The 14,978-nt window shown below is 63.8% G+C and carries 13 protein-coding genes; 8 read left to right on the forward strand and 5 right to left on the reverse strand.

All coding sequences use genetic code 11. The features are described from left to right. Positions 1 to 104 precede the first annotated feature (104 nt). The 4 genes from DXK50_RS01460 to rpmE form a co-directional block, all read right to left on the reverse strand. Entirely contained in the window at positions 105 to 1,373 is a 1,269-nt protein-coding gene (locus DXK50_RS01460; protein WP_013713724.1) for a malic enzyme-like NAD(P)-binding protein, read from the reverse strand. Between the two features lie 104 nt (positions 1,374 to 1,477). Next, positions 1,478 to 2,914 (reverse strand): M48 family metalloprotease, encoded by a 1,437-nt coding sequence (locus DXK50_RS01465; protein ID WP_212629128.1) that lies wholly within the window; start codon positions 2,912 to 2,914, stop codon positions 1,478 to 1,480. After that, positions 2,911 to 3,711 (reverse strand): thermonuclease family protein, encoded by an 801-nt coding sequence (locus tag DXK50_RS01470; RefSeq protein ID WP_212629129.1) that lies wholly within the window; start codon positions 3,709 to 3,711, stop codon positions 2,911 to 2,913. The genes DXK50_RS01465 and DXK50_RS01470 overlap by 4 nt, the downstream gene beginning before the upstream one ends. 26 nt (positions 3,712 to 3,737) lie before the next feature. After that, positions 3,738 to 3,950 (reverse strand): 50S ribosomal protein L31, encoded by a 213-nt coding sequence (gene rpmE, locus DXK50_RS01475; protein ID WP_003459015.1) that lies wholly within the window; start codon positions 3,948 to 3,950, stop codon positions 3,738 to 3,740. Between the two features lie 158 nt (positions 3,951 to 4,108). On the opposite strand from rpmE, the gene DXK50_RS01480 reads away from it, so the two are divergent. From DXK50_RS01480 to hslU, 5 genes are all read left to right on the forward strand, one after another. Further along, positions 4,109 to 6,328 (forward strand): primosomal protein N', encoded by a 2,220-nt coding sequence (locus tag DXK50_RS01480; protein ID WP_115292476.1) that lies wholly within the window; start codon positions 4,109 to 4,111, stop codon positions 6,326 to 6,328. A gap of 191 nt (positions 6,329 to 6,519) precedes the next feature. Beyond that, complete coding sequence (argS, locus tag DXK50_RS01485; RefSeq protein ID WP_212629130.1) at positions 6,520 to 8,259, forward strand: arginine--tRNA ligase; 1,740 nt, start codon at positions 6,520 to 6,522, stop codon at positions 8,257 to 8,259. Next, positions 8,260 to 8,934: an SPOR domain-containing protein gene (locus DXK50_RS01490; protein ID WP_212629131.1), complete on the forward strand. Its 675-nt coding sequence runs from the start codon at positions 8,260 to 8,262 to the stop codon at positions 8,932 to 8,934. A 96-nt stretch (positions 8,935 to 9,030) separates the two neighbouring features. After that, positions 9,031 to 9,561, forward strand: a complete 531-nt coding sequence (gene hslV / locus DXK50_RS01495) for an ATP-dependent protease subunit HslV (RefSeq protein ID WP_024306625.1) — start codon at positions 9,031 to 9,033, stop codon at positions 9,559 to 9,561. Positions 9,562 to 9,601: 40 nt separating this feature from the next. After that, positions 9,602 to 10,942, forward strand: coding sequence for an HslU--HslV peptidase ATPase subunit (gene hslU / locus DXK50_RS01500; protein ID WP_212629132.1), 1,341 nt, complete (start codon positions 9,602 to 9,604; stop codon positions 10,940 to 10,942). A 15-nt stretch (positions 10,943 to 10,957) separates the two neighbouring features. Here the strand turns inward: hslU and DXK50_RS01505 are convergent, their stop codons facing one another. Beyond that, the gene (locus tag DXK50_RS01505) at positions 10,958 to 11,500 is read right to left on the reverse strand and encodes a DUF6944 family repetitive protein (RefSeq protein ID WP_212629133.1); all 543 of its coding nucleotides are present in this window, start codon (positions 11,498 to 11,500) and stop codon (positions 10,958 to 10,960) included. Between DXK50_RS01505 and DXK50_RS01510 the strand changes: the two genes are divergently transcribed. The 3 genes from DXK50_RS01510 (at position 11,493) to phaZ (ending at position 14,833) form a co-directional block, all read left to right on the forward strand. Further along, positions 11,493 to 11,864: a gamma-butyrobetaine hydroxylase family protein gene (locus DXK50_RS01510; RefSeq protein WP_161868055.1), complete on the forward strand. Its 372-nt coding sequence runs from the start codon at positions 11,493 to 11,495 to the stop codon at positions 11,862 to 11,864. The two genes, DXK50_RS01505 and DXK50_RS01510, sit on opposite strands and share 8 nt — an antisense overlap. Before the next feature lie 290 nt (positions 11,865 to 12,154). Then, positions 12,155 to 13,834, forward strand: coding sequence for a class II poly(R)-hydroxyalkanoic acid synthase (gene phaC, locus DXK50_RS01515; protein WP_212629134.1), 1,680 nt, complete (start codon positions 12,155 to 12,157; stop codon positions 13,832 to 13,834). A gap of 141 nt (positions 13,835 to 13,975) precedes the next feature. Further along, positions 13,976 to 14,833, forward strand: coding sequence for a poly(3-hydroxyalkanoate) depolymerase (gene phaZ, locus DXK50_RS01520; RefSeq protein WP_024306621.1), 858 nt, complete (start codon positions 13,976 to 13,978; stop codon positions 14,831 to 14,833). The last annotated feature ends 145 nt before the right edge of the window (positions 14,834 to 14,978 follow it).

The following is a 14,978-nucleotide window of genomic DNA, read 5'->3' on the forward strand; positions in this document are numbered from 1 at the left end:
TAGCCTGTAGCCTGTAGCCTGTAGCCTGTAGCCTGTAGCCTGTAGCCTGTAGCCAAGATGAAAATAAAAAACCCGCCGAAGCGGGTTTTTTATTGCTCGACGGCTTAGCCGTTGAACACATCATCCACAGAAGTCAGCGGATAGTGCTTCGGATAAGGCAGGGTCGCTACGCCGGACTCGATGGCAGCCTTGGCCACGGCGTCGCAAACCACGGTGATCAGACGCTGATCCATCGGCTTAGGAATGATGTACTCACGACCGAACGACAGCTCGATACCACCATAGGCGTCGCAGACTTCCTTCGGCACCGGTAACTTCGCCAGGTCGCGCAGCGCCAGGGCGGCGGCGATCTTCATTTCTTCGTTGATGCGAGTGGCGCGAACGTCCAGAGCACCGCGGAAGATGAAGGGGAAGCCCAGCACGTTGTTGACCTGGTTCGGGTAGTCGGAACGACCGGTCGCCATGATCACGTCGTTGCGGGTCTCGTGCGCCAGCTCCGGCTTGATTTCCGGGTCCGGGTTGGAGCAGGCGAAGACGATCGGGTTGGCCGCCATACGACTGAGATCTTCAGGGCTCAGCAGGTTGGCACCGGACAGGCCGACGAACACGTCAGCACCGTCGAGAGCGTCGGACAGCGTGCGCTTGTCGGTCTCGGTGGCGAACACGGCCTTGTACTGGTTCAGGTCATCGCGACCGGCATGGATCACGCCCTTGCGATCGATCATGAAGATATTTTCGACCTTGGCACCCATGCTCACCAGCAGCTTCATGCAGGAGATGGCGGCTGCACCGGCGCCCAGGCAGACGATCTTCGCCTCTTCCAGGGTCTTGCCGGCGATTTCCAGGGCATTGAGCATGCCGGCAGCAGTCACGATGGCGGTGCCGTGCTGGTCATCGTGGAAGACCGGGATGTCGCACTGTTCGATCAGTGCGCGCTCAATCTCGAAACACTCGGGGGCCTTGATATCTTCCAAGTTGATGCCGCCGAAGGTGATGGAGATGCGCTTTACGGTGTCGATGAAGGCCTGCGGGCTCTCGGAATCGACTTCGATATCGAATACGTCGATACCGGCGAAACGCTTGAACAGCACGCCTTTACCTTCCATCACCGGCTTGGAAGCCAGCGGGCCGAGGTTACCCAGGCCGAGGATGGCAGTACCGTCGGAAATCACGGCGACCAGGTTGCCTTTACCGGTGTAACGGTAGGCCAGCTCGGCATCACGCGCGATTTCGCGCACCGGCTCGGCGACACCCGGGCTGTAGGCCAGCGACAGGTCGCGGGCGGTAGCAGTGGCTTTGGTCAACTCGACACTCAGCTTACCGGGACGGGGCTGGGCGTGATATTCGAGAGCGGCAGTTTTTAGATCTGACATAGTGGCATTTCCGCTTTTGTTGGCTGTTGAACGGGCAGGCGGCCGAGGATACGCAAGTTGTATACACCTGCACAAGACCGTTCGGTCGCGATTGAAGCACCGTACTAGCGCAGCGTTTTCAGCCACTCGCCAGGGCGCGGCTCACCGCTTGGGTAGAGCCCGTTGAGCAGCCGAAGCTGCGCCTCGCCATCAGTCGTCAGTGGTAAATCCTTGGCCAGAACCGACAGGCTTTGCCCCGCCTTGGCCTTCACCAGATGCAGGCGCACCGGCTCGGCCAGCTTGCGTTCGGCGGGCTTCAGGGGCCGGTAGCTGCGGATCACTTCGAGGAAACGTTGGTCCTCGGTTTCCAGCGAAGCGCGCCCCTTCACCGCTGCCACGAACAGGTACGCATTGTCGCCGCGGTAGATCACCGCAACACGCCGCGCCGACTGCCCCTGCAACACTGCGGTGTAGCCCTGCAGCGTCCCCAGGCGCAGGTCCTCGCCGGCGACCAGCCGCTGATTGCCGACGCGCCTGCGCAGGAATTCGGCGGGCGAAAGCTGCTTGTCCGCCGCTTCCAGCGTCATGGCGATGAAGGCTTGCTCATCCGGGGTATGGCCGATCAGCACATCCGGGCGATTGACCAGTTGCCAGCCCTGCGGATAGCTCAGAGTGAAATCCAGCTCGCCATGGTAGAAGTTGCGCCCGCGGCGAATCCCGCTGGCGGCCGAATCGCCGAACACCAGGCCGTCGAGCATCTGCAGGAAATTGTCGCGACCCACTTCCTGGTTGCCACCGGCCAGCGCACGCGCAGGACCGATCACCTCCTGCAGGCGTCTATCGTTGTCCGGGTGAGTGTCGAACAAGCCGTGATAGCCGCCCGCTGTCGGAGCTTCGCCACGCCTGGCGGCCTGTTCGCGGGCGAAGTCCTCCTGGCTCTTGAGCACCTTGACCACCTCGATCATCGCCTGCGGGTCGTAGCCGCTGCGCGCCAGGTACTGCGCGCCCAGGCCATCGGCCTCCAGTTCCATGTCACGCCCGTAGCCGCGCACGAAGGCATTGCCCATCACATTGGTCAGATCACCCACCGCACCGACACCGGTACCGATGGCCGCAGCCTGGCCGAGCAGCCCCCAGGCCGTGGACTGGCTCTGTTGGCGCACGCTGTGGCGGGCCGTCACGTGCCCCACCTCATGGCCCAGCACGGCAGCCAGCTCCGCCTCGGAGTTGAGGTAGGCGAGCAGGCCACGGTGAATATAGATGTAGCCACCCGGCAGCGCGAAGGCATTGACGTCCGGGCTGTCCACCAGAGTGAAGACATAGTTCAGCTGATTGCGGTGGCTGCTGCGCGCCACCCGCTCACCAACGCGCTGGATGTAGGCCTGCAGCCTGGCATCCTCGTAGCGCGGGTATTGCTTGAGGATTTCCTGGTTGTAGCGCGCGCCGAGATCCAGCTCCTGGCGCTCGCTCATCATCACGAAATCGGTACGACCGGTCGCGGGATTGACCGCACAACCGGCCAACCAGCTGCAGCACAGACACAGCATCAATGCACGAATCATGGCAACACCTCCAGCATCGCCGAATGGGTAAGCGGCAGCATCCAGCGCGCCTGCCCGGATTTCAAGCCGCCGCGGCTCTGGCGGTCGATGACCCAGCCACGCGCCTCCACCCGCCGCCCCTTGAGTTTTTGCAAAGCGGGCAGATCTAACTCGCCGAGCAGTTCAGGCGCGGCGCGCAGCACCCGACCGCCATCGAGATCGATCCACAGGCCGCCGCGATTGCGCTGCACGCTGGTGACTCGCCCACCGAGCAAGGCGAAGCCGCCACTGCGTAGCTGGCCAGCCGTCTTCACCTGCTCGTCACGCCACACGCCAAGCCGCTTGCTGCGAGCCAGACGCTCGGCCTGCGCCTGACAGGTCACCAGCGCACTGTTGGGCGCCACCGCCACCATGAAGCCAAGGCCTTCGCCCAACAGTTGCGCCTCGAGATTACGCCCCTGGCGGTCATAGAGATGGCCCAAGGTACGGCCGTAACGATCCTTGCGCTGCGCGCCGTAGAGCAGACCGACACGTCCGTCGCTGGAATCGACCAGCGCCTGCAGACGACGCTTGGCCTGCACTGCGTAGGGCTCATCGCTGCGGCCCTTTCGCCCCAGTTCGGGCGTGTTGATGCCGATCAGGCGAATGCTGCGCCCATCGACCAGGCGCACCGTATCGCCATCGACCACCTGGCGCACGACGACCTGAGCAAGATCGGCACGCTGCGGACAGAAGGCCTGGGCCAGGCCGGCACAAAGCAGAGAAACGAAAAAGGCGCCCACCAGGGACGCCTTTTTCAGTATCACGGAGTGGCGCATGCCAGATTCCGTTTTCGTTCGGTCGCTTACTTGGCGCCGAATACGCCGAAGCGCTGCTTGAAGCGATCGATACGGCCGCCGGTGTCCAGCACTTTCTGCTTACCGGTGTAGAACGGGTGGCACTCGGAGCAAACGTCCAGGCTCAGGTTCTTGCCCAGGGTGGAGCGAGTCTTGATCACGTTACCGCAGGAGCAGGTAGCGTCGATTTCGACGTAGTTCGGATGGATATCGGCTTTCATCGTGCTTTCCTCAGGGTAGTCGTGCCGCCACCCGACCAATGTCAGGCACCGCACAGAAATAGGCCGCGCATCTTACCAGACGCATGAGTCGATGCAAGCTGCGCAAGGCGCCGGTCGTCGCGTGCTAAGATCGCCGGCCTGTCAAAGGAGCTTCTGGCTTGCCCAACCTGATCCTGCGCCTTGCCCTGCCCTCGCCGCTGCGCCGTCTGTTCGACTACCTCGCCCCCGCTGGCGTATCGCGCAGCGCCTTGCAGCCAGGCGTGCGCTTGCGCGTGCCCTTCGGCCGGCGCGAGATGATCGGCGTGCTGGTTGAAGTCGACAGCCAGAGTGAGGTGCCACTCGACAAGCTCAAGCCCGCCCTGGAATTGCTCGATGCTCGCCCACCGCTGCCGGGGCCGCTATTCAAACTGTGCCTGTGGACAGCGCAGTACTACCAGCACAGCCTCGGCGACACCCTGAGCTGGGCCTTGCCGGTACTGCTGCGTCAGGGCGAGCCAGCCGAAACCCGCCAGGAACGCTATTGGCTGGCCAGCAAAGGCGCCAGTGTCGACGACCCACGCCTGGCCCGCGCCCCGCGCCAGCGCGACGCACTCAAGGCACTGGCGCAACATCCGCATGGCGTGGCCCACAGCCTGCTCAGCCAGCTGCAACTCAACCGCGACAGCCTGCAACTGCTGCATGAGAAGGGGCTGGTGCGGGTCGAGGTGCGCCGCACCCAGCCGCATGCCAAGCCTGCGCACTGGCTGGCACAACCGGAACTGCCGCTGAACGCCGAGCAGCGCGCGGCCGTCAACGCCGTGGCGTCAGGTTGGGACCAGTTCAATGCCTTTCTGCTCGCAGGCGTCACCGGTAGCGGCAAGACCGAGGTGTACCTGCAGCTTATCCACCAATGCCTGGAGGCCGGCAAGCAGGCCCTGGTGCTGATCCCCGAGATCAACCTCGGCCCGCAGACCTTCGACCGCTTCGCCCGACGTTTCAACGCCCGCATCGCCATGCTGCATTCGGCGGTGAACGATCGAGATCGCCTTGACGCCTGGTTGGCGGCGCGCGATGGCGAGGCCGACATCATCATCGGCACCCGCTCGGCACTGTTCACGCCGATGAAGAACCCTGGGCTGATCATCGTCGATGAAGAACACGACGCTTCCTATAAACAGCAGGAAGGTCTGCGCTACCACGCGCGTGACCTGGCGCTGGTTCGCGCACGCCAGGAAGAGGTACCGATCGTCCTCGGCTCGGCCACACCTTCGCTGGAAAGCCTGCACAACGCCTACACCGGTCGCTACGCCCTGCTCAAGCTGACCCAGCGCGCCGGCGGCGCCAGCCAACCGCGCTTCCTGCGCCTGGACGTGAAGAGCAGGCCACTGGACTCGGGCATCTCCGGGCCGATGCAGCAGGCCATCGCCCAGACCCTGGCGGCCGGCCAGCAGGTACTGGTGTTTCTCAACCGCCGCGGCTTCGCCCCAACGCTGCTCTGCCACGACTGCGGCTGGCTGTCCGAATGCCCACGTTGTGATGCACGCATGACCGTGCACCAGCGTTATCAGGAACTGCGCTGCCATCACTGCGGCCATGTCGAGAAGCAGCCGAGCAATTGCCCGAAATGCCAGCACGTCGACCTGCGTCCGGTCGGCGCTGGCACCGAGCGCGCCGAAGAGCGTCTGGCGGTGCTGTTCCCCGACTACCCGGTGCTGCGCATCGACCGCGACAGCACCTCGCGCAAGGGCGCGATGGATCGCCTGTTCGCCACCATTAACAAGGGCGAGCCGTGCATCCTGGTCGGCACGCAGATGCTCGCCAAGGGGCACCACTTCCCGCGGGTGACGCTGGTGTCTATCCTCGATGCCGACGGTGGCCTGTTCTCCGCTGACTTTCGCGCCAGCGAACGCATGGCGCAGTTGATCGTACAGGTCGCCGGGCGTGCTGGACGTGCCGAGGAACCAGGCAAGGTGATCATCCAGAGCCACCTGGCCGACCATCCGCTGCTGGTGCAACTGACCGAGCAGGGCTACTTCGCCTTCGCCGAACAGGCGCTGAGCGAACGCCGCAGTGCCGGCCTGCCGCCGTTCTGCCATCTGGCTCTGCTGCGCGCCGAAGCGCACAAGCCTGGCCAGGCAGAAAGCTTCCTCGATGAAGCCTGCAGCGAGGCCGAGCATCTGCTGGGGGAGTTGGGCTCGTCCGGCATCGAACTGTTAGGCCCGGTACCGGCGCCCATGGAACGTCGCGCCGGCCGCTTCCGCGCGCAACTGCTGGTGCAGGGCAACGCTCGTGCACCGCTGCACCGCTTGCTCAACCACTGGCTGCATGCGCTGGAACAAATGCCTAGCGGTCGTGCAGTGCGCTGGTCGCTGGATGTCGACCCGATCGACCTATTCTGAGCGGTACGCTGCAAGCCTCTAGTCAGCAAGGTGGGCTTCAGCCCACCAACAGCGGCCTGTCTTGGTGGGCTGAAGCCCACCCTACCCACTAAACGCGGCACGCTTTTCCTTGCCGCTTGTGGCTTGCCGCTTGCTGCTGCTCTTATAATGCGCAGTTTTCGACCAAAGCCCCAAGGCAACCCGAGCCGAACATGAAAGACAGCATTCGCCACCTGATCCAGCAAGCCCTCGACCGCCTGACCGCCGAAGGCGTGCTGCCTGCAGGCCTGACGCCGGTCATCCAGGTGGAGAACACCAAGGACAAGAGTCACGGCGACTTCGCCAGCAACATCGCCATGATGCTGGCCAAACCGGCCGGCATGAAGCCGCGCGACCTGGCCGAAAAGCTGATCGCAGCATTGCCGGCCGACGAGCAGATCACCAAGGTGGAAATCGCCGGCCCCGGCTTCCTCAACTTCTTCCAGAACAGTGATGCCCTGGCACAGCGTCTGGAAGCGGCACTGGCCGATGCCAAACTTGGCGTGCGCAAGAACGGCCCGGCGCAGCGCGTGGTGGTCGACCTGTCCGCGCCCAACCTGGCCAAGGAAATGCACGTCGGCCACCTGCGCTCGACCATCATCGGCGACGGCGTGGCGCGGGTGCTGGAGTTTCTCGGTGACACGGTGATTCGCCAGAACCATGTCGGCGACTGGGGCACCCAGTTCGGCATGCTGCTGGCCTACATGCAGGAAAACCCGGCGGCCGCCGAGAGCGAGCTGGCCGACCTGGAAGGCTTCTACCGCGCAGCGAAGAAACGCTTCGACGAGTCGCCCGAGTTCGCCGACCGCGCCCGCGAACTGGTGGTCCAGCTGCAGGCCGGCGACGCCGAGTGCCTGCGCCTGTGGCATCGCTTCAACGACATTTCCCTGTCGCACTGCCAGGCACTGTACGACCGCCTCGACGTCAAGCTCTCCATGGCCGATGTCAAGGGCGAGAGCGCCTATAACGACGACCTGCCACAGGTGGTCGCCGACCTCGCCGCCAAGGGCCTGCTGACCGAGGACAATGGCGCCAAGTGCGTGTTCATGGACGAGTTCAAGAACGCCGAAGGCAACCCGCTGCCGCTGATCGTGCAGAAGGCTGGCGGCGGCTACCTGTACGCCACTACCGACCTGGCTGCCACCCGCTACCGCGCAGGCGTGCTCAAGGCCGACCGAGTGCTGTACTTCGTCGACCAGCGCCAGGCCCTGCACTTCCAGATGGTCTTCGCCTGCGCACGTCTGGCCGGCTTCGTCCCGTCCAGCATGGAAATGGAACACATGGGCTTCGGCACCATGAATGGCCCGGACGGCCGCCCATTCAAGACCCGCGACGGCGGCACCGTGAAACTGGTGCAACTGCTCGATGAAGCCGAACAGCGCGCCTACAGCCTGGTCAAGGACAAGAACCCGGAACTGGACGAGGACGAGCTGCGCCAGATCGCCCGCGTGGTCGGCATCGCCTCGGTTAAATACGCCGACCTGTCCAAGCACCGCACCAGCGACTACAGCTTCAACTTCGACCTGATGCTGAGCTTCGAAGGCAATACAGCACCGTACCTGCTGTATGCCTACACCCGTGTCGCCAGCATCTTCCGCAAGCTGGGCAAAGGCGTGGATGAAATCGGCGGGCAGATCACCCTGATCGCCGATCAGGAACAGGCCCTGGCAGCCAAACTGGCGCAGTTTGGCGAGCTGCTCGGCAATGTCGCCGAGAAAGGCACGCCGCATATGCTGTGCGCTTACCTGTATGACATCGCCGGCCTGTTCTCCAGCTTCTACGAGAACTGCCCGATCCTCAGCGCCGAGAGCGAGGCCACACGCGACAGCCGTCTGCGCCTGGCTGCCCTGACCGGCCGCACCCTCAAGCAGGGTCTGGAGCTGCTCGGCCTGGAAACTCTGGAGCGGATGTAAATGGCAGCGCGCAAGAAGCCAGCGCCGAAACGCGGCGCCAGTCGCTATCAGGCCCCGGCGAAGAAACCCGTACCGGGCTGGATCTGGCTGGCCTGCGGCCTGGTGGTCGGTGGTTTCTTCATGTTCCTGTTCAGCCTCGAACCGGGCCGCGACGAGATCAAGCGCGACAAGGGCGAGCAGGTGCGCAGCACCAAGCCCGAACCGAAGCCGACGCAGCCCGAGCCGGCCAGGCCCAAATACGACTTCTACACCCTGCTGCCGGAGTCGGAAGTGATCCTGCCGCAAGCACTGGAGGAAACGCCGCCACCGGCACCTGAGCAGAAGCCGGTCACCCCGGAAGAAGCCGCGAAAATCGACACCGCGCGCGCCGAAGCCGCGCTCAAAGGCGAAGTGCCGCCGCCTCCACCACCGGTGCTGGCCAGCGCACCGGTGACCACGCAGTTCTTCCTCCAGGCCGGCTCGTTCCGCAAACGCGACGATGCCGATGCCGTGCGCGCGCAGATCATTCTGCTCGGGCAGAACGTGCGCGTGGAAACCGGCAAGGTACGCGACGAGACCTGGCACCGCGTACTGGTCGGCCCCTTCGCCAGTCGCGAGCAACTGGCTACGGCGCAGAAGACCCTGGCCGGCAACGGCTACAGCAACCTGCTGTTGCAACAACGCCAGGTCCGCTGATCACCGTTTGATCCGCCGCTGGTTGAAAAGCCGCGGCGGGCACCCCATCTGAGTTTCCATCCGGGCAAGTTCGCCCCGCAGCGTGGAGATTCACCCTTGACCACCATCGTTTCAGTGCGCCGCCACGGCAAGGTCGTGATGGCAGGCGACGGCCAGGTATCCCTCGGCAACACCGTCATGAAGGGCAACGCCAAGAAGGTGCGCCGCCTCTACCACGGCCAGGTGCTGGCCGGCTTCGCCGGCGCTACCGCCGACGCCTTCACCTTGTTCGAGCGCTTCGAAGGGCAGCTTGAGAAACATCAGGGCCATCTGGTCCGCGCCGCCGTCGAGCTGGCCAAGGACTGGCGTACCGACCGCAGCCTGAGCCGCCTGGAAGCCATGCTGGCGGTGGCCAACAAGGACGCATCCTTGATCATCACGGGCAACGGCGACGTCGTCGAGCCCGAAGAAGGCCTGATCGCCATGGGCTCCGGCGGCAACTTCGCCCAGGCGGCCGCACGCGCACTGCTGATGAAGACCGACCTGTCCGCCCGTGAAGTGGCCGAGACCGCGCTCGGTATTGCCGGCGATATCTGCGTCTTCACCAATCATCACCAGACCATCGAGGAACTGGACGCCCCCGAGTGACGTCCGTTCTGCATACCGATTCGATAGCGAGCCAGATTCCATGTCCATGACGCCCCGCGAGATCGTCCACGAACTCAACCGCCACATCATCGGCCAGGACGACGCCAAGCGCGCCGTCGCCATCGCCCTGCGCAACCGCTGGCGGCGCATGCAGCTGCCGGCCGAGCTGCGCCAGGAAGTGACGCCGAAGAACATCCTGATGATCGGCCCGACCGGCGTCGGCAAGACCGAGATCGCTCGCCGCCTGGCCAAGCTGGCCAATGCGCCGTTCCTGAAAGTCGAAGCCACCAAGTTCACCGAAGTCGGCTACGTTGGCCGTGACGTCGAGTCGATCATCCGTGACCTGGCCGATGCCGCGGTGAAGATGCTGCGCGAACAGGAGATCACCAAGGTCCGTCACCGCGCCGAGGACGCCGCCGAGGAGCGCATCCTCGACGCCCTGCTGCCGCCCGCGCGCCAGGGCTTCGGCGACGAGCCGGCGCGCAGCGAGGATTCCAATACCCGTCAGCTGTTCCGCAAGCGCCTGCGCGAAGGTCAGTTGAACGACAAGGAAATCGACATCGAAGTGGCCGACGCTCCCATGGGTGTGGAGATCATGACCCCGCCGGGCATGGAGGAGATGACCAACCAGCTGCAGAACCTGTTCTCCAGCATGGGCAAGGGCAAGAAGAAGAGCCGCAAGCTCAAGGTCGCCGATGCCATGAAACTGGTACGCGACGAGGAGGCTGCGCGCCTGGTCAACGAGGAAGAACTCAAGGCCCGCGCGCTGGAGGCTGTCGAGCAGCACGGCATCGTCTTCATCGACGAGATCGACAAGGTGGCCAAACGCGCCAACGCCGGCGGTGCCGACGTCTCGCGTGAAGGCGTACAGCGCGACCTGCTGCCGCTGATCGAGGGCTGCACGGTCAACACCAAGCTGGGCATGGTCAAGACCGACCATATCCTGTTCATCGCCTCGGGCGCCTTCCACCTGAGCAAACCGAGCGACCTGGTGCCCGAGCTGCAGGGCCGCCTGCCGATCCGCGTCGAGCTCAAGGCCCTGAGCCCGCAGGATTTCGAACGCATCCTCAGCGAGCCGCACGCTTCGCTCACCGAGCAGTACAGCGCACTGCTGAAGACCGAAGGGCTGAATATCGAATTTGCCGAAGATGGCATCAAGCGCCTGGCGGAGATCGCCTGGCAGGTCAACGAGAAGACCGAGAACATCGGTGCCCGTCGCCTGCACACCCTGCTCGAACGTCTGCTGGAAGAAGTCTCCTTCACAGCCTCCGATCTGGCTGGCCAGCAGCACGGCGAAGCGATTCGCATCGACGCGGCCTACGTCAACGGCCATCTCGGCGAACTGGCGCAGGACGAAGACCTGTCGCGGTATATTCTTTAAAAGCGGCTGCAGGCTTCAGGCGGCAGGCTGCAAGCCCAAAGCAAAGCCTGTAGCCTGTAGCCTGTAGCCTGTAGCCTGTAGCCTGTAGCCTGTAGCCTGTAGCCTGTAGCCTGTAGCCTGTAGCCTGTAGCCTGTAGCCTGTAGCCTGTAGCCTGTAGCCTGTAGCCTGTAGCCTGTAGCCTGTAGCCTGTAGCCTGTAGCCTGTAGCCTGTAGCCTGTAGCCTGTAGCCTGTAGCCTGTAGCCTGTAGCCTGTAGCCTGTAGCCTGTAGCCTGTAGCCTGTAGCCTGTAGCCTGTAGCCTGTAGCCTGTAGCCTGTAGCCTGTAGCCTGTAGCCTGTAGCCTGTAGCCTGTAGCCTGTAGCCTGTAGCCTGTAGCCTGTAGCCTGTAGCCTGTAGCCTGTAGCCTGTAGCCTGTAGCCTGTAGCCTGTAGCCTGTAGCCTGTAGCCTGTAGCCTGTAGCCTGTAGCCTGTAGCCTGTAGCCTGTAGCCTGTAGCCTGTAGCCTGTAGCCTGTAGCCTGTAGCCTGTAGCCTGTAGCCGGAAATTCTCCTATGCCCATCCCCAGCGCGATCAAACTGCACAAGGCCTCGAAGACTCTGGAGCTGCGCTACGGCGAGCAGAGTTACTCGCTCAGCGCCGAGTTCCTGCGCGTGCACTCTCCCTCGGCGGAAGTGCAGGGGCATGGCCAACCGATTCTGCAGACTGGCAAACTCAATGTCGGCCTCGAACGCATCGAACCTGCCGGCAACTATGCCCTGAAACTGTGCTTCGATGACGGCCATGACAGCGGCCTGTTCACCTGGGAATACCTGCACGAACTGGCCACCCGGCAAGACCAGCTCTGGGCCGACTACCTGGCGCAGCTCAGCGCCGCCGGCAAATCCCGCGACCCCAACGAGTCCGTCGTACGCCTGATGCTCTGAGTCCGGGCGCAGGCCTCGCCGCAGAGCGTCCGCACTTATCCCCGCTGCTCTTTACCCGGTAGTTAGAACGATTTTTCTAAACTATCGCGGCATACTCGTGCCCCATCGATCAGCTTGCCTAACGGCAAAAACTCGGGTAACCAAGGAACTGGCAGGTTCCCTGCATTTGGCCCAACCAGATGCAATGCATGACGCGGACTCGATCCGCCCCCGGCAACCCGAGCAGTACCTGGCCCTTGTTTCGCCGCGAGCACGGCCGGTGCGCGACTCAGGACATTGGAGCGTCGTAGATGAGTGACAAGAATAACGAAGACCTGAAACGCCAGGCCTCGGAAAACACCCTGGGACTCAACCCGGTGATCGGTATCCGCGGCAAGGATCTTTTGACCTCTGCCCGCATGGTGCTCGCTCAGGCGCTCAAACAACCCTTCCACAGCGCCAAGCACGTCGCCCACTTCGGCCTTGAATTGAAGAACGTCGTGCTCGGCCAGTCCGCGCTCAAACCCGAGGACGGCGACCGCCGCTTCGCCGACCCAGCCTGGAGCCAGAACCCGCTATATCGCCGCTACCTGCAGACCTACCTGGCCTGGCGCAAGGAACTGCACGACTGGATCGAGCACAGCTCGCTGTCCGAGCAGGACGCCAGTCGCGGCCATTTCGTGATCAACCTGATGACCGAAGCCATGGCGCCTTCCAACAGCATGGCCAATCCGGCGGCGGTCAAGCGCTTCTTCGAAACCGGCGGCAAGAGCCTGCTCGATGGTCTCTCCCACCTGGCCAAGGACATGGTGCACAACGGCGGAATGCCGAGTCAGGTGAACATGGAGGCCTTCGAGGTCGGCAAGAACCTGGCCACCACCGAGGGCGCCGTGGTGTTTCGCAACGACGTGCTGGAGCTGATCCAGTACAAGCCGGTCACCGAGAGCGTGCACGAGCGCCCACTGCTGGTGGTGCCGCCGCAGATCAACAAGTTCTACGTCTTCGACCTGTCGCCGGACAAGAGCCTGGCGCGCTTCCTCCTGCGCAGCCAGGTGCAGACCTTCGTGGTCAGCTGGCGCAACCCGACCAAGGCGCAGCGCGAGTGGGGCCTGTCCACCTACATCGAGGCGCTCAAGGAAGCCATCGACGTCATCTGCGCCATCACCGGCAGCAAGGACATCAACATGCTCGGCGCCTGCTCCGGCGGCCTGACCACCGCATCGCTGCTCGGCCACTACGCCGCGCTCGGCCAGCCGAAGGTCAATGCCCTGACCCTGCTGGTCAGCGTGCTCGACACCCAGCTCGACACTCAGGTGGCGCTATTCGCCGACGAGAAGACTCTGGAAGCCGCGAAGCGCCGCTCCTACCAGGCCGGCGTGCTGGAAGGCAGCGACATGGCCAAGGTGTTCGCCTGGATGCGCCCCAACGATCTGATCTGGAACTACTGGGTCAACAACTACCTGCTGGGCAACGAGCCGCCGGTGTTCGACATCCTCTACTGGAACAACGACACCACACGTCTGCCCGCCGCACTGCACGGCGAGTTCATCGAAATGTTCCAGACCAACCCGCTGACCCGCCCGGGCGCGCTGGAGGTGTGCGGCACACCGATCGACCTCAAGCAGGTGACCTGCGATTTCTTCGTCGTCGCCGGCACCACCGACCACATCACGCCCTGGGATTCCTGCTACAAGTCGGCTCATCTGTTCGGCGGCAAGTGCGAATTCGTACTGTCTAACAGCGGCCATATCCAGAGCATTCTCAACCCGCCAGGCAACCCCAAGGCACGCTATATGACCAATAGCGAGATGCCGCTGGACCCGAAGGCCTGGCAGGAAAGCTCGACCAAGCATGCCGACTCCTGGTGGCTGCATTGGCAAAGCTGGCTGGCCGAGCGCTCGGGCGAAACCAAGAATGCTCCACGTGCCCTGGGCAACAAGAAATTCCCGGCCGGCGAAGCCGCCCCGGGTACCTATGTACACGAACGCTGATAGTCGGCTTCAACCGCAGCGGCACCGGGAAGTGCCGCACGCCACGACGGTCTGACCGGCGTGCAACCAGGTAATCCCTGGTAACCCTGGGGGCGGCCCGGACGGCCGTCGCCAGCGCTCAACTCCACAGGGGCTGCGCCCATGCCGCAACCATTCGTATTCCGCACCATCGATCTCGATGGGCAGACCATCCGCACCGCGGTGCGGCCGGGCAACAGCCAACTGGTGCCGCTGCTGATCTTCAACGGCATCGGTGCCAACCTGGAACTGGTGATGCCCTTCGTCGCCGCCCTGGATCCGGAGCTGGAGATCATCGCCTTCGACGTCCCCGGCGTCGGTGGCTCATCGACCCCGGCCACGCCCTACCGCTTCCCGGGTCTGGCCAAGCTGGCGGCGCGCATGCTCGATTACCTCGACTACGGTCAGGTCAACGCCATCGGCGTGTCCTGGGGCGGCGCCCTGGCGCAGCAATTCGCCCATGACTACCCCGAGCGCTGCAAGAAGCTGATCCTTGCCGCCACCTCGGCCGGTGCGGTGATGGTACCGGGCAAGCCCAAGGTGCTCTGGCGCATGGCCAGTCCGCGGCGCTACGTGCAACCCTCCTATGGCGTGCGCATCGCCCCGGACATCTACGGCGGCGCCTTCCGTCGCGACCCGAAACTGGCCATGGCGCATGCCAGCAAGGTGCGCTCGGGCGGCAAGATGGGCTACTACTGGCAACTGTTCGCCGGCCTCGGCTGGACCAGCATCCACTGGCTGCACAAGATTCGCCAACCCACGCTGATCATGGCCGGCGACGACGACCCGCTGATTCCGTTGATCAACATGCGCCTGCTGGCCTGGCGCATTCCCAACTCGGAGCTGCACATCATCGACGACGGTCACCTGTTTCTGGTGACCCGCGCCGAAGCGGTGGCGCCGATCATCATGAAGTTCCTCGAGGAAGAGCGGCACCGTGCGGTGATGCACCCGCAGCCCACCCCCGTGCGCCAGCATTGACGGCACCATCTTGGTGCGCAATGTTCTGCATGCTCGACGAAGGGGCCGATCATGGCCCCTTCGATTATTCACAGGCGCTCTGCAATGCACTTCCCGTGCGCCTGGTACAGGGCTTGCTGCACAGCCGGCACAAGCACAAGGCGCG

Source organism: Pseudomonas sp. KB-10 (genome assembly GCF_018221585.1).
Taxonomy (GTDB): Bacteria; Pseudomonadota; Gammaproteobacteria; order Pseudomonadales; family Pseudomonadaceae; genus Aquipseudomonas; species Aquipseudomonas yangonensis.

Coding starts and splice junctions, on each gene's coding strand:
- DXK50_RS01510 (WP_161868055.1), top strand. CDS start 11,493: ATGCCCATCCCCAGCGCGATCAAACTGCACAAGGCCTCGAAGACTCTG.
- rpmE (WP_003459015.1), bottom strand. CDS start 3,950: ATGAAAGCCGATATCCATCCGAACTACGTCGAAATCGACGCTACCTGC.
- phaZ (WP_024306621.1), top strand. CDS start 13,976: ATGCCGCAACCATTCGTATTCCGCACCATCGATCTCGATGGGCAGACC.
- DXK50_RS01490 (WP_212629131.1), top strand. CDS start 8,260: ATGGCAGCGCGCAAGAAGCCAGCGCCGAAACGCGGCGCCAGTCGCTAT.
- DXK50_RS01505 (WP_212629133.1), bottom strand. CDS start 11,500: ATGGGCATAGGAGAATTTCCGGCTACAGGCTACAGGCTACAGGCTACA.
- phaC (WP_212629134.1), top strand. CDS start 12,155: ATGAGTGACAAGAATAACGAAGACCTGAAACGCCAGGCCTCGGAAAAC.
- argS (WP_212629130.1), top strand. CDS start 6,520: ATGAAAGACAGCATTCGCCACCTGATCCAGCAAGCCCTCGACCGCCTG.
- DXK50_RS01465 (WP_212629128.1), bottom strand. CDS start 2,914: ATGATTCGTGCATTGATGCTGTGTCTGTGCTGCAGCTGGTTGGCCGGT.
- DXK50_RS01470 (WP_212629129.1), bottom strand. CDS start 3,711: ATGCGCCACTCCGTGATACTGAAAAAGGCGTCCCTGGTGGGCGCCTTT.
- hslU (WP_212629132.1), top strand. CDS start 9,602: ATGTCCATGACGCCCCGCGAGATCGTCCACGAACTCAACCGCCACATC.
- DXK50_RS01460 (WP_013713724.1), bottom strand. CDS start 1,373: ATGTCAGATCTAAAAACTGCCGCTCTCGAATATCACGCCCAGCCCCGT.